The following is an 18,577-nucleotide window of genomic DNA, read 5'->3' as shown; positions in this document are numbered from 1 at the left end:
GCCTTCGCGAGCAAGCCCGCTCCCACAGGGGCTCAGTGTTCACAAGCCTGGTGTGGGAGCGGGCTTGCTCGCGAAGAGGCCCTCACCGCCACCGCCGCCCTACAGCCCCTCCAGCTCGGCCATCAAGTCGTTCAGCCGATCCACCTTCTCCCCGGTGATTTCACTGGCCGCCAGTCCCTCGATGTAACGGGCCAGCGCTTGCACCGTGCTGCATTCGAACATCGCCCGCAGCGGCACCTCGCGTTGCAGGGCCTTTTGCACCCGTGAAGCGATTTGCGTCGCCAGCAGCGAATGCCCGCCCAACTCGAAGAAGTTGTCGCGTACCCCCACCCTATCGACCTTCAGCACCTCGGCCCAGATGTCCGCCAGGGTCTGCTCCAGTTCATTGCCGGGCGCCTGGTAGTCCTGGCTTTGCAACTGGCCGATCTCCAGGGCCGGCAAGGCCTTGCGGTCGAGCTTGCCGTTGGCGTTGAGCGGCAGGCGCTCGAGCCACAGCCAGTGCAGCGGCACCATGTACTCCGGCAGTTCGGCCCGCAGTCGCTGCTGGATGCGCTCCAGGCGCTCGCTGGGGCTCAGCGCCGAATCGGCGGCCACCAGGTAACCCACCAAATGCTTGCCATGGACGCCTTCCTGCACACCCACCGCCGCGTCGCGCAGCTCGGGTTGTTCGTGCAGACGCGCCTCGATTTCCCCCAGTTCGATGCGATAGCCGCGCACCTTCACCTGATGGTCGATGCGCCCGACGTACTCCAACACCCCGTCAGGGCGCCGCCGGGCCAGGTCGCCGGTGCGGTACAGCCGCTCTCCCGGCGCCCCGAACGGATTCGGCACGAACACCGGCGCGGTGCGCAAAGGATCGCTGACATACCCGCGCCCCACCCCGGTGCCGGCCACGCACAACTCGCCGACGGCGCCCAACGGCACCAGGTCCAGCGCGCCGTCGAGCAGGTACAAGCGATTGTTGTCGGTGGGCGTGCCGATCGGCAGGTAGGTGCCACGGGTCGAGGCCAGGTCCACGCGGAAGAACGCCACGTCATCGGAGCATTCCGCCGGACCGTAGGCGTTCACCAACCCGATGGCCGGGTAGCGCAGCAGCCATTGGTGGGCCAGTTCCGGTGGCATCGCCTCACCGGTAGGCAGCATCCAGCGCAAGCCATCCAGGCCGATGCGGTCCTGGGCGAGCATGCCCTGGATCAGCGACGGCACGCTTTCCAGCACCGTGATGCCCTGGTGCTGCACGTGTTGCAGCAAGCCTTGCGGGTCATGGGCGATGGCATTGGGCACGATGTCCACCCGGGCGCCGAACAGCGGCCCGGCGAGGAACTGCCACACCGAAATGTCGAAGCTCTGGGACGCCGTCTGGGCGATCACGTCGGCTTCGCTCAACGCCAGGTACGGCACCTTGCTGAGCTGGTTGTTGAGCATGCCCCGTTGTTCCACCATCACGCCCTTGGGCAATCCGGTGGAGCCGGAGGTGTAGATGACGTAGGCCAGGTGTTGCGGCCCGCTGTAGATGCCAGGGTTTTGCACCGACGCAGCGCTGGCCTGCACCTCTTCCCACACCAATAGCTTCGGCTGCCCGGAACAGGCGAACGCGTCCAGCAGGGCCAACGCCTGGGCGCGGCAGGCCTGGCTGCACACCAGCAACGGCGTGCGGCTCAGCTCGATGATCCGCTCCAGGCGCTGGTTCGGCAGGCCCGGGTCCAGGGGCAGGTAGCCGGCACCGGCCTTGAAGCTGCCGATGATCATGCCCAACAGGTCCGCGTCCCGCTCGGCCAGCAACGCCACCGGCTGGTCGAAACCGACGCCGGCGGCCACCAGCGCATGGCCGAGGCGATTGCTGCGGGCGTTCAGTTGCGCATAGGTGTGCGTCACGTCCAGGCAACTGACGGCGATGCGCTGCGGATGGGTCGCCACCTGGGCTTCGAACAGTTCGACGTAGCTGTGTTCCAGCGGGTAGGCCCGCTCGCTCCGGTTGCAGCCATGCACCAGCAAGTCCCGTTCCTGGGCGCCAATCAACGGCAGCTCGGCCATGTCCCCGTGGAACCCGTCCATCAAGGCCAGCAACAGGCGCTTGAACTCCGCCAGCAAGCCCTGGACGGTGGGTTCGTTGAAGTAGCGCTGGTCGTAGGAAAGGTGCAGCCCCAGGTCATCCCCCGGATAGCAGACCGCCGTCAGCGGGAAGTTGGTGTGGGTGCGGCCCGAGTCCGAGGTGGCGTTGAGGCTCTGGGCGCGGTCCAGTACCGAGACCTCCACCGGCGCGTTCTCGAACACGAACAGGCTGTCGAACAGCGGCTGGCCCTTGGGCAGCTCGCTGGCCTCCTGGATGCTCACCAACGGCAGGTATTCGTACTCACGCAACTGCATGTTGCTGTCCAGCAGGCCGCCGAGCCACTGGCGCACACTGCACGGCTGATGGTCCTCGGGCATCTGCACCCGCAAGGCGACGCTGTTGATGAACAGGCCCACGGTGCGCTGCATCTGCGGCAGTTCCACCGGACGCCCGGCCACGGTGACGCCGAACAGCACGTCGCGGTCGCCGCTCACACGCCGTAGCACCAGGGCCCACGCGCCCTGGGCAAAGGTGTTGACCGTCAGTTGATGGGCCTGGGCCAGTTCCCGCAGGCGCGCACCGTCCCGGGCATCGAGGCGAGTGTAGCAGTCGCCGACGATCATGCCGCCGCTGTCACCGGCGTGTTCGCGCAGGAACGGCCGGTCGGCGGGGATCGGCGTGGTCCGCTCGAAGCCTTGCAGGTTGCGCTGCCACCACTGCCGGGCCTCGGCCAGGCTCTGGTGTTGCAACCAACCGATGTAGTCGCGGTAGCGCGGCGGCACGGCCAGCCGGGGTTCGCGGCCCTCACCGAGGGCCGTGTAGAGCTCGAAGAAATCGTCCATCAGCAGCGAACGGCACCAGGCATCGATGAGGATGTGGTGGTTGCTCATCATGAACCAGTAGCGCGCCGCGCCGACCCGGATCAGGCGCAAGTGGAACGGCGCCTGGTTCAACAGATCGAAACCGGCCTCGCGCTCGTCCTTGAGCAAGGTTTGCAGCCTGGCTTCCTGCTGGTCTGGCGACACCTCGCTCCAATCGAGGTAATCCACCGGCGTGCGACCGGGCTTGTGGATGATTTGCAGCATGTCTTCGCCCACGTTCCAGCAGAACGAGGCGCGCAGGGCTTCGTGCCGGGCGATGACCGCTTGCCAGGCCTGGGCAAAACGCTGCGGGTCGAGTTCGCTGTTGATGCGGTAACGGTCCTGCATGTAGTACAGGCCGGTGCCCGGTTCCAGCAAGGTGTGCAGCAACATGCCTTCCTGCATCGGCGTCAGCGGGTAGACATCCTCGATCTGCGCGGCGGGAACCGGCAGGCTGTCGAGCTGGCCCTGGGTCAGTTTCGCCAGGGGGAAATCCGAGGGCGTCAGGCCGCCCGCCTCATCCGAGAGGCAATGGGCGATCAGTTGCCGCAGCTCATCGAGGTAAGCCTCGGCCAGCTGGCTGATCGCTTGTTCGTCGTGGCGTTCGCGGCTGTAGGTCCAGCGCACCACCAACTCGCCACCGCTGACCTGGCTGTCGATGCTTAACTCATTGGGCAGCGGCGCGTCGGCGTCGTGGATCGCCCCCAGGGGGGCGTCCAGCGCTCGGAACAGTGCGTCGTGGCCCAGGGTCTGGTCGAGCTGGCCCAGGTAGTTGAAGGTGATCGACGCTCGCGGCAAGACGGCCATGGCCTCGCGCGAGGCCTCGTCGGCCAGGTAGCGCAGCACGCCATGGCCGAGACCTTTGTGGGGCACAGCGCGCAGCTGTTCCTTGATGGCCTTGATCGAGGCCCCCAGGTCGTTGACCTCGGGGCGCAGGCGCAGCGGGTAGACGTTGGTGAACCAGCCCACGGTGCGGGTCAGGTCGAGGTCATCGAACAGCGCTTCGCGGCCGTGCCCTTCGAGCTGGACCAGCACCGACTCATGGCCGCTCCAGCGGCACAGCACCCGGCTCAACGCCGTGAGCAACAGATCATTGACCTGGGTGCGGTAGGCACTCGGCGCCTGTTGCAGCAGTTGCCGGGTCAGCTCGCGGTCCAGGTGCACGCTGACGGTTTGCGCGTGACGCTCCAGGCGACCGCCGTCAGGGTGCGCGCAAGGCAGCGCCTGCGCCGGGCCACTCAAGCGTTCTCGCCAGCCGTCCAATTCTTCGCGCAGGGATTCGCTGCCGGCGTAGGCCTGCAGGCGCGCCGCCCAGTCACGAAACGGGCTGGTCTTGGCCGGCAGTTGCGGCGCCTGGCCGGCGGCCACCTGACGGTAGGCGGTTTGCAGATCGTCCATCAGCACCCGCCACGACACACCGTCCACCACCAGGTGATGGATGACGATCAACAGCCGTTGCCGGCCTTCGGGCAACTGCGCCAACAGCGCGCGTAGCAACGGCCCGGTGGGCAGCTCCAGACTGCGCTGCGTTTCGGCGAACAAGCTCTCGCAGGCTTCCAGGGACGTGACCTGGACCGACTCCAGCCACCGCGCCTCGGCCAGCGGCTGGTGTGCGGCGCGCCAGTGTCCGGTGCTGGCGTCGAAGCCCAGGCGCAAGGCATCGTGCTGTTCCACTACGCTGCGCAGCGCCTGCTCCAGGCACTGCGGGTCGAGGGCGCTGGTCGGTTCCAGCAACAGCGCCTGGTTCCAGTGATGACGGTTCGGCATCGGCGTTTCGAAGAACCAATGCTGGATCGGCGTCAGCGCCGACTCACCGCTCACCAGGCCCTGCTCGGCGCGCACCTGCTCGACATGACTGGCCACGGTCGCCAGGGTCTGCACGGTCTGGTGCTGGAACAAGTCCCGGGGCGTGAAATGAATGCCCTGCTGCCGGGCGCGACTGACGACCTGGATGGACAGGATCGAATCGCCGCCCAGTTCGAAGAAGTTGTCGTTGAGGCCGACCTGCGCGACGTTCAGCACCTCGCCCCAGACCGTCGCCAGGGTCTGCTCCAGGGCACTGGCCGGCGCCACATAGTGCTGGCGGTTGAGCTCCGGGTCCGGCGCCGGCAAGGCGCGGCGGTCGAGCTTGCCGTTGGCGGTCAGTGGCATGTTCGCCAGCAGGGTCAAGTGCGTGGGCACCATGTAGTCTGGCAGTTGTGCCTTGAGCTGGCTGCGCAAGGCTTCGCGCAATGCCGCCTGTTGCCCGGCGTCCTGTTCGGCGATATCGCTCACCAGATAGGCCGCCAGTTGCTTGCCCCCCGGCAGGTCAAGGGCCAGCACCACCGCTTCGCGAATCGCCGGGTGTTCCAGCAGGCGGGTTTCGATTTCCCCCAGTTCGATGCGGAACCCACGGACCTTCACCTGGTGGTCGATCCGCCCGAGGTATTCCACCTGGCCATCGGCGCACTGGCGCACCAGGTCGCCGGTGCGGTACAGGCGCCCGCCAGCAGTGGCGAACGGGTCGGCGACGAAGCGCTCGGCGGTCAAGCCCGGACGCTGGTGATACCCCTGGGCCAATCCCGCACCGCCCACATACAACTCGCCCGTGACGCCCTGAGGCACCAGTGCCAGGTGCGCGTCGAGGATGTAGGCCACCCGCGCGCCGACCACGCTGCCGATCGGCACGCTCGCAACGCCCTCCTCCAATCGCTCCGGCGCCAGGCTCGCCAACGGCATCACCACGGTTTCGGTCGGGCCGTAGGCGTTGAAGAACAGGCTCGGGCTGAATGCCGCCCGGATCCGTTGCAGGTGCTCCCCCGTCAGCGCTTCGCCACCGGTGATGCACATGCGCACCGGCAGGGTTTGCCCGTGGCTCGCCAGCCATTGCGCCAACTGGCTGCCATAGCTGGGGGTGAAGCCGAGGACGTTGACCCGATGCGCGCGAATCAACCCGCAGATGCCCTCGGCGTCCCACTGCCCCTGGGCCCGCAAGACCACCTGGGCACCGCTGAGCAGCGGCACCAGCAGGCGCTCGGTGGCGGCGTCGAAGTTGATTGAATAGAAATGCAGCTCGCAATCGTCCGGGCGCATGCCGAAGCGTTGGATCACGGCCTGGCAGTGCATGGCGATTTCCCCGTGGGACACCACCACGCCCTTGGGCTGGCCGGTGGAACCGGAGGTGTAGATCAGGTAGGCCGGGTGCTGCGGCAAGGTGTTCGACGGCAGCGCCTGGTCCGGGTATTGCGCCAGCGCCGGGCTGTCGTCTTCCAGGCACCAGCACGCCACGCCGTCGGGCAACGGACCGAGGGCCTGGAACAGGGCCCGGTCACTGAGCAGCAAGCCGACGCCGCTGTCCTCGATCATGTAGTGCAAGCGGTCCAGCGGATACTCCGGATCCAGCGGCACGTAGGCACCGCCCGCCTTGAGGATCGCCAACAGGCCGATGACCATCTCCAGCGAACGCTCCAGCGCCAGGCCCACCCGCACCTGCGGCCCGACGCCGCGCTCGCGCAGCACCCAGGCCAGGCGATTGGCGCGGCGGTCCAGCTCGCCGTAGCTCAGGGTCTGCTCGGCGAAGGTCAGGGCCGGCGCTTCGGGCCGGGCCTGGACCTGTTTGTCGAACAACCCGTGGAGGCACTGGTCCAGACGATGCTCACCGGGTTCGACCCCGAGGCTGTCGAGCAACTGTTGCTGTTCCTCGGCGGCCAGCAGCGGCAGTTCACCCAGGCACCGGGCCGGGTCGGCCAGCAGCGCCTCCAGCAGATTGCGCCAGTGCCCGGCCATGCGGGCGATGCGCGGCTCGTCGAACAGGTCGGTGCTGTAGGTCAGGCAGCAACCCAGGCGATGATCGAGGTCGGTGACCTCCAGGTTGAGGTCGAACTTGGTGGCCCGGGCGTCGTTGGCCAGGTATTCGACGCTCATCCCGGCCAACGTGCGGCGCTGCTGGAACTCCCAGCGCTGCACGTTGCACATCACCTGGAACAGCGGGTTGTAGGCGGCACTGCGCGGCGGTTGCAGGGCTTCGACCAAGTGATCGAACGGCAAGTCCTGGTGAGACTGGCCTTCGATCACCGTGTGCCGCACCTGCTCGAACAACTCGCTCACGCTCATCTGCCCGTCGAGTTGGCAGCGCAGCACCTGGGTGTTGAGGAATGCGCCGATCAGCCCTTCGCTTTCCGGGCGAATGCGGTTGGCCACCGGCGCGCCGATGCGCAAGTCGGTCTGGCCGCTGTAGCGGTAGAGCAGCACCGCGAGGGCGGCGGTCATGGTCATGAACAGGGTCAGGCCGTGTTCGGCATTGAAGGCACGCACCCGCGCCGCCAGGTCATCGCTGAGGTCGAAACGAAACAGCTCGCCGCGATGGCTTTGCACTGGTGGGCGCGGACGATCGCCGGGCAACTCCAGCAGCGGGTGTTCGTCGCCCAGTTGCGCGGTCCAGTAGTCCAGTTGGCGTTGCCGCTCGCCGGACTCCAGCCACTGGCGCTGCCAGACGCTGTAGTCCAGGTACTGCACCGGCAAGGGCTCCAGGGGCGACTCGCGGTCATCGACAAACGCTTCGTACAACGCGCTCAATTCGCGGGCGAAAATGTCCATCGCCCAGCCTTCGGTGACGATGTGGTGCAGGGTCAGCACCAGGTAATGTTCACGCTCGCCGGTCTTGACCAGGCAGGCGCGCAGCAATGGCCCGGTTTCCAGGTCGAAAGGCCGGTGGGCCTCGCTGTCCGCCAGTTGTTGCACGCGTTGTTCACGGACGTCGGCGGCCAGGGTCGAGAAGTCCTTCCAGTCCATGCGCAGGCCTGTCTCGGCGTGCACCTGTTGCCGGGCAACCCCGTCGATGCTCGGGAAGGTGGTGCGCAAGGTTTCGTGGCGCAGGATCAACGCCTGCAACGCCGCCTCGAAGCGCCCGACGTCGAGCACCCCGCGCAGGCGCGCCATGCCGCCGACGTTGTAGGCCGGGCTGTCCGGTTCCATCTGCCAGAGGAACCACATGCGTTGCTGGGAATAGGACAGCGGCACCGGTTGGCCGCGGTCGACCTGCTCGATGGGGGGCTGGCGGTTGGTCTGGCCGCTGGCCTGGATCAAGCGCACCTGTTCGGCGAAGGCGCCCAACTCGCTGGCCTCGAACAAGGCCCGCAACGGCAGCTCGACGTCGCAGGCCTGGCGGGTGCGGGAGATGATCTGGGTCGCCAGCAGCGAATGGCCGCCCAAGGCAAAGAAATCATCCCGCAGGCCAATCCGTGCAAGCCCCAGGACGTCGCGCCAGATTCCGGCGATCTGTTGTTCGAGGGCGCTGGTCGGCTCGACGTGTTCGCGCACCTGCCAGTGCGGCTCGGGCAAGGCGCGCCGGTCGAGCTTGCCGCTCGGGCCCAGGGGCATGGCGTCCAGGCGCAGCAGTTGGGCCGGCACCATGTAGTCCGGCAACTCGGCGGCCAGGGCGGCCTTGAGCCGGGCGTGGATGGCATCCTGGTCTTCGGAGACATCGGGGGCGGTGTAGTAGCCGATCAGTTGCGGGCCCGCCGAGGTGTCCCGCACCAACACCGCAGCCTGGGCGACACCGGCCTGGGCCAACAGCCGCGCTTCGACTTCCTGGGGCTCGACGCGAAAGCCTCGTAGCTTGACCTGTTGGTCGAGGCGACCCAGGTACTCGATCACGCCCTCGGCGTTCCAGCGCGCCCGGTCGCCGGTGCGGTACAGCCGCGTGCCCGCCTCGCCCAGCGGGTCGGCGACAAAGCGCTCGGCGCTCAGGCCGGGACGGGCAAGGTAGCCACGGGCCAATCCCAGGCCACCGATGCACAATTCGCCCGGCACACCGGCCGGCACGGGATTGAGTTCGTCATCGAGGATGCGGCACAGCACGTTGCCCAGTGGCCGACCGATCGGCGAGTGCTCGCCATCGGCCTCGGTGCAGTGCCAGTGGGTGACGTTGATGGCTGTTTCAGTCGGGCCGTAGCGATTGTGCAATTGCGCAGCCGGCAGGTGCGCCAGCACCCGGTTGCGCAGCTCGGCCGACAAGGCTTCGCCACCGCAAAAGACGCGACGCAGGCTGGTGCAACGGGCGCTCAGCGGTTCGTCGATGAACAGGCTGAGCAGCGGCGGCACGAAGTGCAGCGTGGTCACGCCAAACTGTTGCACCAGTTGGGCGATGCGGTGCGGGTCGCGGTGTTCCCCTGGGTCGGCAAGCACCAATTGGCTGCCGGTGAGCAGCGGCCAGAAGCATTCCCACACCGACACGTCGAAGCTGATCGGCGCTTTTTGCATCAGCACGTCGGTTTCATCCAGCCCATAGGTGGCCTGCATCCATTGCAGGCGCTCCGCCAGGGCCGCGTGGGTGTTGCCCACGCCCTTGGGCTGGCCGGTGGAACCGGAGGTGTAGATCACGTAGGCCAGGTGATCGCCATGCAGGTGCAGGCCCGGTGAGTTGCTCGGCCATTGTTCCAGGTGCAGGGTGTCCAGGGCGATGACGCTGACGCCCGCGCAGGCGGGCAAACGATCGAGCAAGGCGCTCTGGGTCAGCAGCAGTTCGACACCACTGTCCTCAAGCATGTAGGCCAGGCGCTCGGCCGGGTAATCGGCATCCAGCGGCACATAGGCACCGCCGGCCTTGATGATCGCCAGCACGCCGACGAGCAACTGCGGCGAACGCTCGGCGGCAATCGCCACGCAGACATCCGGGCCAACGCCTTTGTCGCGCAGGTAGTGCGCCAGTCGATTGGCCTGGGCGTGCAACTCGGCGTAGTCCAGGCGACCGCCGTCCCACAGCAACGCTGTGTGCTGCGGCGTGCGCCGGGCCTGTTCGTTCAACAGCTCCGGCAACCACTGGCTGGCCGGCGCGCACGGCGCCGCGCTCCACTGCCGTTGCTGGGCGTATTCATCGGCGCCGAGCAACGGCAGTTCGCCGATGGCTTGTTGCGCATCGGCACAGACCGCGCGCAACAGGTTGCCGTAATGCTCGGCCAGGCGAGCGATGGTCGAGGCCTCGAACAGTTCGTCGGCGTAGTCGAACGACAGGGTCAGCCGGCCGTGGCGATCCTCTTCGCTGTGCAATTGCAGGTCGAACTTGGCTTCGCGACTGTGCCACGGCAACTCATCGGCCAGCAGCCCCGGCAGGCGACGCAAGGCGCCCAGGTCGCGTTGCTGATGGTTGAACATCACCTGGAACAGACCCTGCTCCCGAGCCTGGGGAAACGCTTCCAGCAATTGCTCGAACGGCAGGTCCTGGTGGGCCTGGGCGCCCAGGGTGGCCTCCCGCGCCTGGCCCAGCAACGCGGCGAACGGCTGCCGCGAATCCACCTGTCCGCGCAGCACCTGGGTGTTGATGAAGAAGCCGATCAGACCCTGGGTTTCCAGGCGTGGCCGGTTGGCATTGGGCACGCCGATGCGGATGTCGGCCTGGCCGGTGTAACGCTGCAGCAGGACCTGGAAAACCGCCAGCAACAACATGAATGGCGTCGCGTCGTGGGCCAGGGCCGTTTGCCGTACTGCGTCGCTCAGGGCCTTTTCCAGGCGCAAGCCATGCCGCGCGGCACGGCGCCGAGAGTGGGCGCGGCGGGGATGATCCGTGCTCAGCGCAAGAGTCGGGTGCTCATCGCCCAGTTGCTGCCGCCAGTAGGTCAATTGGCGTTCGGCCTCGCCCTCGGCGAGCCACTGGCGCTGCCAGTTGCCGTAGTCGGCGTACTGCAACGGCAGCGGCGCCAACGCGGCAACCTGCCCCTGGCAGGCCGCCGCGTACAGCCGCGAGAACTCATCGACCAGGATGTTCATCGACCAGCCGTCGGCGATGATGTGGTGCAGCGTCACCAGCAGGTGGTGGTCCTCGTCGTCCAGACGCACCAGGCGGACCCGCAGCAACGGGCCCTTTTCCAAGTCGAACGGGGTGCTGGCTTCTTCCTCCCGGATCTGGCGTGCGCGGGCGTCGCGCGCGTCCCTCGGCAGGTCGCGCAGGTCGAATACCGGCACGTTGAACTCCACCGCCGGATCAATCTGTTGCAGGGCGACGCCGTCACGTTCCAGGAACCGCGTGCGCAAGGATTCGTGGCGCTCGATCAGGTGCTGGAAGCTGCCACGCACGGCGTCTTCATCCAGCTCACCGCGCAGGTGCAAGGCGCCGGGAATGTTGTAGGCGCTGCTCGCGGGATCAAGCTGCCAGGTGATCCACAAACGGTTCTGCGCCAGGGACTGCGGCAGCGCGTGGTGGCGCGCCAAGGTGCCGATGGGGTCCTGGGCCCGACCATTGGCCGAGGGCAGGCTGGCCACCGCGGCGGTGAAGGCGGCCAGGGTCGGGGCCTCGAACAGCAACCGCAGGTTCAGCGCCATTCCCAGGGCTTCACCCAACCGTGCAATCACCTGGGTCGCGGCGATGGAGTTGCCGCCCAGCAGGAAGAAATGATCGTCAGCCTGGACCTGTTCGACCTGCAACTGCTCGCACCAGAGCTGGCCGATCAGCGTTTGCAGGGACGTTGACGGCCCGGCCTCGGCGACCGCCTCCGTGGCCTGCGACGGAAACCGCGCATAGCTGTCGAGGCTGCCGTCCGCCAACCGGGCACGGCAGGCCGAGCGCTGCAACTTGCCGCTGGACGTCTTGGGCAAGGCGCCGGGGTTGAGCAGCGCCACCACGCTCGGGGCTTGCTGGCAGGCCTCGGCCACGGCTTGGCGAATGGCCTTGATCAAGGTGTCGGGCGCCAGGAGTTTCTGCACGCTGCGGCTGATTTCCACGGCAATGCCAATGCCTTCCTCACCGTGGTCATCGACCGCGAACGCTGCCACCCGGCCCTTGCGCACCGCCTCGACCTCGCGCTCGACGGCTTGCTCGATGTCCTGGGGATACAGGTTGTGCCCGCGCACGATGAGCAAGTCCTTCAGGCGGCCGGTGATGAACAGCTCGCCGCCGCGCAGGAAGCCCAGGTCGCCGGTGCGCAGCCAGGTGCGACCGGCGTGCTGGACGAACGTCTGGGCGCTGGCTTCGCGATTGCGCCAGTAGCCGTGGGCGATGCTGGGCCCGGCGGCCCAGACTTCGCCGACCTGGTTGTCTTCGCGCACCTGTAACGTGGTGGGTTCGACGATCAGCACGGCATGGCCCGGCTGGCTGACACCGCAACTCATCACCGCACTGCCCTGCCCCGGCTCGACACGGTTGAGCGCCAGTGCCGCGTCGTCCACCCGTAGCGAAGGAATGCCTTGGCGACGCGGCGTGCCGGCCACGAACAGGGTGGCTTCCGCCAAACCATAGGAGGCCATGAAACTGGCCTCGGTGAAGCCGCACGGGGCGAACTTTTCAGCGAAGCGTTGCAGTGTATCGAGGCGAATCGGCTCGGACCCCGAATAGGCCACGCGCCAACCGCTCAGGTCGAGATGCTCCAGGGCCGCCTCACTGACCCGCTCGCTGCACAGCCGATAGGCGAAGTCCGGGCCACCGCTGATGGTGCCACCGTACTCGCTGATCGCTTCGAGCCAGCGCAAGGGCCGGGCCAGGAAGTAGCCAGGCGACATCAGTACGCACGGCACACCGCTGAAAACCGGCTGCAACAGCCCACCAATCAGGCCCATGTCGTGGTACAGCGGCAGCCAGCTGACAATGACGTCATCGGGGTTCAGGTCGATGCCGAAACCCTGGCGGATCAACAGTTCGTTGGCCACCAGGTTACCGTGGCTGACCTGCACGCCTTTGGGCAAGGCGGTGGAGCCGGAGGTGTATTGCAGAAAGGCGATGTCATCGTCCTGCAACGTGGGTGGCAGCCATTGCTCGGCGAGCCCGGGCTGCAACGTATCGACGCACAGCACCGGCGGCGCCGATTCGAGGGCTTGCAAGGGCTCGCGCAAATCGCTGCTGGTGAGCAACAGGCGCGGCTCGGCGTCGGCGATGATCGACAGCAGGCGCTCCTGGTGATGACGGCGCGCGGACTCCGGTGGATAGGCCGGCACCGCGATCACGCCGGCGTACAGGCAACCAAAGAACGCCGCGACGTAATCCGGGCCGCTGGGGAACAACAGCACCGCACGTTCGCCGAACGCCGCTTCGGCCTGCAGCGCGGCGGCGATGGTTCGGGCACGCACATCCAGGTCGCGGTAACTCAACACCACACCCTGCTCCGGGGTATCGGCAAGGAAGCGCAGGGCCACCCGGTCCGGCGTCAACGCGGCGCGGCGCTGGAGGGCATGGGCCAGGGTGCTGGGGAGTTCGAACGCGTCGGTCATGAGGTTTCCTGCCTGAAATTCGGCTTGCAAGTGGTATCGGGTGTTCTTCCATCCAACCAAGGGAACGGATGCCACGGGCAAAGAATTAGTCGGCGATCGCGTGCGCCAACCCTGTCAGGGGTGTGATCCGACTGCGGCAATGGGTCGCGCTTCAGGCGCTGGACTTACACGCTGCAATAATTCTTTTTCTCAATTGACAATCATTATCATTAAGCCTAATTTGGCGCTCGATGCGTAGGACAGGTCGGACAGATCATTCGTCCTGCTAACTTTTTGCAGCAAGGTGAATTCCATGACGGAACAAGTATCCACAAGCAGGTGTGAGTCACCGTTACTTCAGGCGTTCGTCGATAATCGCTTGATCCTGGTCAAGATTGCCGCGCGTATCACCGGGTGCCGGTCCCGCGCGGAAGATGTGGTGCAGGACGCGTTCTTCCGACTGCAATCGGCACCACAGATCACTTCGTCGTTCAAGGCACAGCTCAGCTACCTGTTCCAGATCGTGCGCAACCTGGCGATCGACCACTATCGCAAGCAGGCGTTGGAGCAGAAATACGCGGGGCCGGAGGAGGAAGGCTTGAACGTGGTGATCCAGGGTGCGTCGCCGGAAACCTCCCACATCAACTTCTCCACGCTGGAGCACATCGCCGATGCGCTCACCGAACTGCCCAGCCGAACCCGCTATGCCTTCGAGATGTACCGCCTGCACGGCGTGCCACAGAAAGACATTGCCAAGGAACTGGGCGTCTCGCCGACCCTGGTGAACTTCATGATCCGCGACGCCCTGGTGCATTGCCGCAAGGTGTCCGGGGTACGCGGGGATACCTTCGCCCGGCGATAAGCGCCGGGCCATCGGACAGCCCCTTCGCGGGCGGACTCGCTTGCACAGGTGTCCGCCGCACGCCCTGCCCTACATCAGTGAGCAACGGTCAAAAAACCGCTCCCGCCCCAGGATCATCAGCGCCGCGCGCTTGTGGGGAAAGTCGAATTCCTTTTCACAGTGGAAACACTGGTTGTGCAGGTGCCCGATCATCCGCGCGTTGTCAGCCCGGGGTTCGGCCACCACGCGCTGGGTGCGCGGGTCGTCGAGGAACAGGTAATGCACCAGCGCCGACAACCAGCTCGCCACTTTGTGCGGCCCGCGGTGCTGTTCCTCGCCCACCAGCATGTGGATGCCGCGATCGTAGTGCCCGGCCTCATAGAACGGCGCAATACGGTCTTCCTTGGCCCAGTAGGCTTCGAAATAGGCGAACGGCTGGTCATCGAAACAGCCGATCAGGGTCAGCACACGGGGATCGTCCGCCAGCGTGTCCAGGTACTCGCGATGCTGCGCCAGGGTGCCTTCCTCCTGCCAGAAGCTCGCCACCCGCGGGCTGTTCTGCCAGCGGTTGAAACGCTCCAGGTCCTGCTCGATCTCCAGGGTACGCAGTGATACCCAGGCGCCCAGCCGCGCGTCGAAGCGCCGGTACACCTCGCCACGCGGCTTGACCGGCCGGCGCGGATGACGCCGGCCATCAGTGATGATCATCTGCTGCGGGTAACTGCCATTGAACGACTCCCCCAGCCAGGGTTGCGGCAACTGCCAGAACATCGTGCGCTCGCAGACGTATTCGCCGGGACGCCCGGCGCTGGTCAACAGGCCACTGAGCAAGGCTTCGCCGGGGCGCTCCTGAAGGTGCCAGACCAGGCGTCGACAGTCCGGGTCACGGGCAAACAACCAGTAGCAGGCCGCCCAGAGCGCCGGGCCCACGGGACGGTCGTGGACCTCCTGCAAGTGGACATGCAACTCGGGCCCGCGCTCCAGGCGCAGCCGGATCAGCGGCGCGCCTTCAAGCATCAGGCTCAGGTGGCGTTCGGTTTCATCGGCGCCGAGACGGCGCCCGCCCGGCAGGGGTAACGCCATGGGCTGGTTGAGATTGGACATGGAAAGGGGCTCGCGTAGTCGTCGGTAGTCAACGAGGGACGTGAGCCGCGCCGGGAAATTTAGGGCCCCGCTCAGTGGGCGTGCGTGGGCACCAGCTCGATCTGGTACGGCTTGAAGATCTTCAACAGCTGGCCGTTGTCCCGCAGCGTCTGCAACAGTTGCGCAAACGCCTCGCTGGTAATGGGTGCCTGGGGCCGGATCAGGGCGTAATGGTGGTAGACCTGATCGATACGCTCGGACACCAGCAATTGCGGGCCGACCTCAGGATTGCGCAGCACATAATCGTTGAGGTACGAGCGAGTCACCAAGGCGATGTCGGCGCGCCCGCGCAAGACCATCAGCAGGTTGCTGTCGTGGGAGTACGTCAGGGTGGCGTTGTACTGGCCGGCGAGGAACTTGGGGTCGGCGTTGAATTCGGCAAAGGCGTAGTGGTAACCGCTGAACAGCGCCAGGCGCTTGCCCCTCAGGTCGGCGAAATAATTCTGCTGGCGGTCTGGCTGGTGCTGGGCGACGAAGACTTCGGCGTCTTCCAGGCCCATGTCGACCGCCGTATGCGGCACATCCTGCCAGCCCCAGTCGGGGTTCTCGAAAATCGCCATGTCGACCCGGCCCTGCTTGAAGTCGTTGAAGCGGCGAGGTATGGAGGTCGGGACCAGGACGAACTGGTAGGTTGCCTGCGATTGATTCAAGGCCTCCACCATCTGCGGCAGCAGGCCCGTGTCGGCACCGTTCTCGGGACGAACGGTGTAGGGTGGAAAATGCGCGGCACCGATCCGGACCAATTGCGCCGCCGAAGCCGGCAACGCCAGGAAAGCGGCCAGGGCAGCCAGCAGCACACGGGAAGTCATCCCCATCGGCGAAAACGTCAAGATCCCCACTCCCCAAAAGTACCCGTCAATACAATCAAGCTAGGCGGTTTCAGCCGCTTAGCCAGCCCTATGGCGATTTAAAGCACCGCTTGATTATTGTTTTTCTTCAAGCACCAGGATCAGGGCTTGCTCGGCCAGCTCATCGAGACTCAAGTTGCCTTCGGCGCGAAACCAGGTGGTGGTCCAGGACAATGCGCCGGTGAGGAAACGCCGGGTAATGAACACGTCTCCGCGAATATACCCGGCCGCCTTGGCCTGGCCCAGAACCTCGAGCCACAAGTCTTCATAAATGTCGCGCAGGGCCAGCACCTGCCGTTGCCCGTCCTGGGACAGCGAGCGCCATTCGTAGACCAACACGGCCATCGCCTCGCCGGTGCCGCCCATGATCGACTGCAATTCACAGCGGATCAGCGCCAGTACCCGTTCGCGCACGCCACTCGCCTCGGCCAGCGCGGCCCGCATCAACGCCGTGTTGTAGCGCACGGTTTCCTCCATCACCGCCCGCAGGATCTCGTCCTTGCTCTTGAAATGGTGAAAGATGCTGCCCGACTGGATGCCCACGGCGCTCGCCAGGTCGCGCACGGTGGTGCGTTCGAAGCCCTTGTTGCGAAACAGATGGGCAGCGCTCTGGAGCAGTTTGCCACGCGCGCTCTGCGGGTCGGTCAGTTGCCCGTTGTCGACCAGCTCGTGCATCACATCCAGGGCTTTTTGCTCGTCCACCCATTCTCTCCTACAGTCGATCAACCTATGCGCGGCCGCGTCCCAATCAACAGAGCTGCGCGGGCAATTTAAGCCGACCCAGGCCACCAAGCAAGCGCTCGGGTGGAAAACCCGCAGCCGTTTACAGACCAAGCGCTTGCTTGGTAGTCTCGAGCCACGCTTGCCGGAGGGAATCTCATGCCAGGAACGATCCGCATCGGTTGCGCCAGCGCCTTCTGGGGCGATACCTGCAGCGCCGCCGCGCAACTGGTCGAAGGAGGCGCGCTGGACTACCTGGTGTTCGACTACCTGGCGGAAGTCACGATGTCGATCCTGGCCGGGGCGCGCCTGAAGGATCCCCAGGCCGGCTATGCCACGGACTTCATCGAGGTGCTCACGCCACTGCTCCCGCGCTTGCACGCCGAGCGGATCCGCGTGATCAGCAACGCCGGCGGAGTCAATCCCCAGGCCTGCGCCGCGGCGCTGCAAGCGGCGTGTGACCAGGCGGGCGTGCCGTTGAAGATCGCCGTGCTGCTGGGCGATGACTTGCAAGGGCAATGGGATCGGCTCGCCGGCCAGGGCCTGCGCGAGATGTTCAGCGGCGAGCCCCTGCCGCCCGCGTGCGTGTCCAGCAACGCCTACCTCGGCTCGCCGGGCATCGTCGAAGCCTTGCGCCTGGGCGCGGACATCGTGATCACCGGGCGGGTGGTGGACAGCGCCGTGGTCAGTGCCCCTCTCGTGCATGAATTCGGCTGGGCCTGGGACGACTACGACAAACTGGCCCAGGCCGCGCTGGCGGGCCACCTCATCGAGTGCGGGGCACAATGCACCGGCGGGAACTTCACCGACTGGCGGGAGGTGCCGGACTACGAGCACATCGGCTTTCCCATCGTCGACGTCAGCGCCGATGGCCAGTTCATCGTCACCAAGGCCCCCGGCACCGGCGGGCTGATCACGCCACTGACAGTCGGCGAGCAATTGCTGTACGAGATCGGCGACCCGCAAGGCTACCTGCTGCCCGACGTGATCTGCGATTTCAGCCAGGTCCGGCTGATCCAGCAAGGCAAGCATGCGGTACGCGTCCATGGCGCCCGGGGCCTGCCGCCCAGCGACCAGTACAAGGTCTGCGCCACCGGGCTGGACGGCTACCGCTGCACCGCCACCTGCCTGATCGCCGGTATCGATGCGGTGGCAAAGGCTGAACGGGTCGGCCAGGCAATTATCGCCAGGACCTCGCAGATGTTCAGCCAGCGCGGCTGGGCGCCCTACCGCGAGGTGAACGTCGAGTTGTTGGGCAGCGAAGCCACTTACGGTCAGCACCGCCGGCGCCAGGACACCCGTGAAGTGGTGCTCAAACTGGCGGTTCGGCACCCGGACAGGCAAGCGCTGGTGCTGTTTTCCCGGGAAATCGCCCAGGCCGCCACCGGCATGGCACCCGGGCTGACCGGCATGGTGGGTGGCAGGCCGACCGTGTCGCCGTTGATCCGCCTGTTTTCGTTCCTGATCGACAAAGCCCACTGCACGCTCGCGATTGAATGCCAGGGGCAACGCCACCCGTGCCCCCTGCCCCCTCTCGACACCTTGCAAACCGGCGACCTGCCGCTCGCCGCAGACGTGCCCAAACCCCAGGGTCGGGCCGATGCCAGCGTGCCGCTGGTCAAGCTGGCGGTGGCGCGCTCCGGCGACAAGGGCAACCACGTCAATATCGGCGTGATCGCGCGTGCGCCCGAATACCTGCCGTGGATCGCCGAAGCCCTGACGCCGGAAGTGGTGGTCGACTGGATGAGTCACGTCCTTGACCCGTTGCTGGGCCGCGTCGAACGCTGGTACCTGCCGGGCACCCATAGCCTGAATTTCCTGCTGGAAAACGCCCTGGGCGGCGGTGGTGCCGCCAGCCTGCGCGGCGACCCCCAGGGCAAGGCGCTGGCCCAGCAGTTGCTCGATATCCAGATACCGGTGCCGCAAAGCATCGCCGATCAACTCGACTAGCGCGTTCGCA

The 18,577-nt window shown here is 66.3% G+C and carries 6 protein-coding genes; 2 read left to right on the top strand and 4 right to left on the bottom strand.

The features are described from left to right. Positions 1-99: 99 nt before the first annotated feature. Complete coding sequence (locus V5F23_RS08420) at positions 100-13,086, bottom strand: non-ribosomal peptide synthetase (RefSeq protein WP_338497999.1); 12,987 nt, start codon at positions 13,084-13,086, stop codon at positions 100-102. Positions 13,087-13,378: 292 nt separating this feature from the next. On the opposite strand from V5F23_RS08420, the gene V5F23_RS08415 reads away from it, so the two are divergent. Beyond that, complete coding sequence (locus V5F23_RS08415) at positions 13,379-13,927, top strand: RNA polymerase factor sigma-70 (protein WP_042730202.1); 549 nt, start codon at positions 13,379-13,381, stop codon at positions 13,925-13,927. Positions 13,928-13,996: 69 nt separating this feature from the next. Here the strand turns inward: V5F23_RS08415 and V5F23_RS08410 are convergent, their stop codons facing one another. From V5F23_RS08410 to V5F23_RS08400, 3 genes are all read right to left on the bottom strand, one after another. Further along, positions 13,997-15,010: a GNAT family N-acetyltransferase gene (locus V5F23_RS08410; RefSeq protein WP_042730201.1), complete on the bottom strand. Its 1,014-nt coding sequence runs from the start codon at positions 15,008-15,010 to the stop codon at positions 13,997-13,999. Between the two features lie 71 nt (positions 15,011-15,081). After that, a complete protein-coding gene (locus tag V5F23_RS08405; RefSeq protein ID WP_185057656.1) occupies positions 15,082-15,858 on the bottom strand; it encodes a transporter substrate-binding domain-containing protein in 777 nt (258 codons plus the stop codon). A 114-nt stretch (positions 15,859-15,972) separates the two neighbouring features. Continuing rightward, positions 15,973-16,599, bottom strand: coding sequence for a TetR/AcrR family transcriptional regulator (locus V5F23_RS08400; RefSeq protein ID WP_042730200.1), 627 nt, complete (start codon positions 16,597-16,599; stop codon positions 15,973-15,975). A 177-nt stretch (positions 16,600-16,776) separates the two neighbouring features. Here V5F23_RS08400 and V5F23_RS08395 point away from each other — a divergent pair, with 177 nt between their 5' ends. Next, positions 16,777-18,567, top strand: coding sequence for an acyclic terpene utilization AtuA family protein (locus tag V5F23_RS08395; RefSeq protein ID WP_338497997.1), 1,791 nt, complete (start codon positions 16,777-16,779; stop codon positions 18,565-18,567). Positions 18,568-18,577: the final 10 nt, after the last annotated feature.

It is taken from the genome of Pseudomonas sp. WP18 (assembly GCF_036689585.1).
In the GTDB taxonomy this organism is placed as follows: domain Bacteria; phylum Pseudomonadota; class Gammaproteobacteria; order Pseudomonadales; family Pseudomonadaceae; genus Aquipseudomonas; species Aquipseudomonas chlororaphis_E.
Note: the sequence above shows the minus strand (reverse complement) of the source record. Positions and strands in the feature narration are given on the sequence as shown.

Excerpts from the sequence above, each read along its gene's own strand:
- V5F23_RS08405 (WP_185057656.1), bottom strand. The coding sequence starts at position 15,858 with ATGACTTCCCGTGTGCTGCTGGCTGCCCTGGCCGCTTTCCTGGCGTTG.
- V5F23_RS08395 (WP_338497997.1), top strand. The coding sequence starts at position 16,777 with ATGCCAGGAACGATCCGCATCGGTTGCGCCAGCGCCTTCTGGGGCGAT.
- V5F23_RS08420 (WP_338497999.1), bottom strand. The coding sequence starts at position 13,086 with ATGACCGACGCGTTCGAACTCCCCAGCACCCTGGCCCATGCCCTCCAG.
- V5F23_RS08415 (WP_042730202.1), top strand. The coding sequence starts at position 13,379 with ATGACGGAACAAGTATCCACAAGCAGGTGTGAGTCACCGTTACTTCAG.
- V5F23_RS08410 (WP_042730201.1), bottom strand. The coding sequence starts at position 15,010 with ATGTCCAATCTCAACCAGCCCATGGCGTTACCCCTGCCGGGCGGGCGC.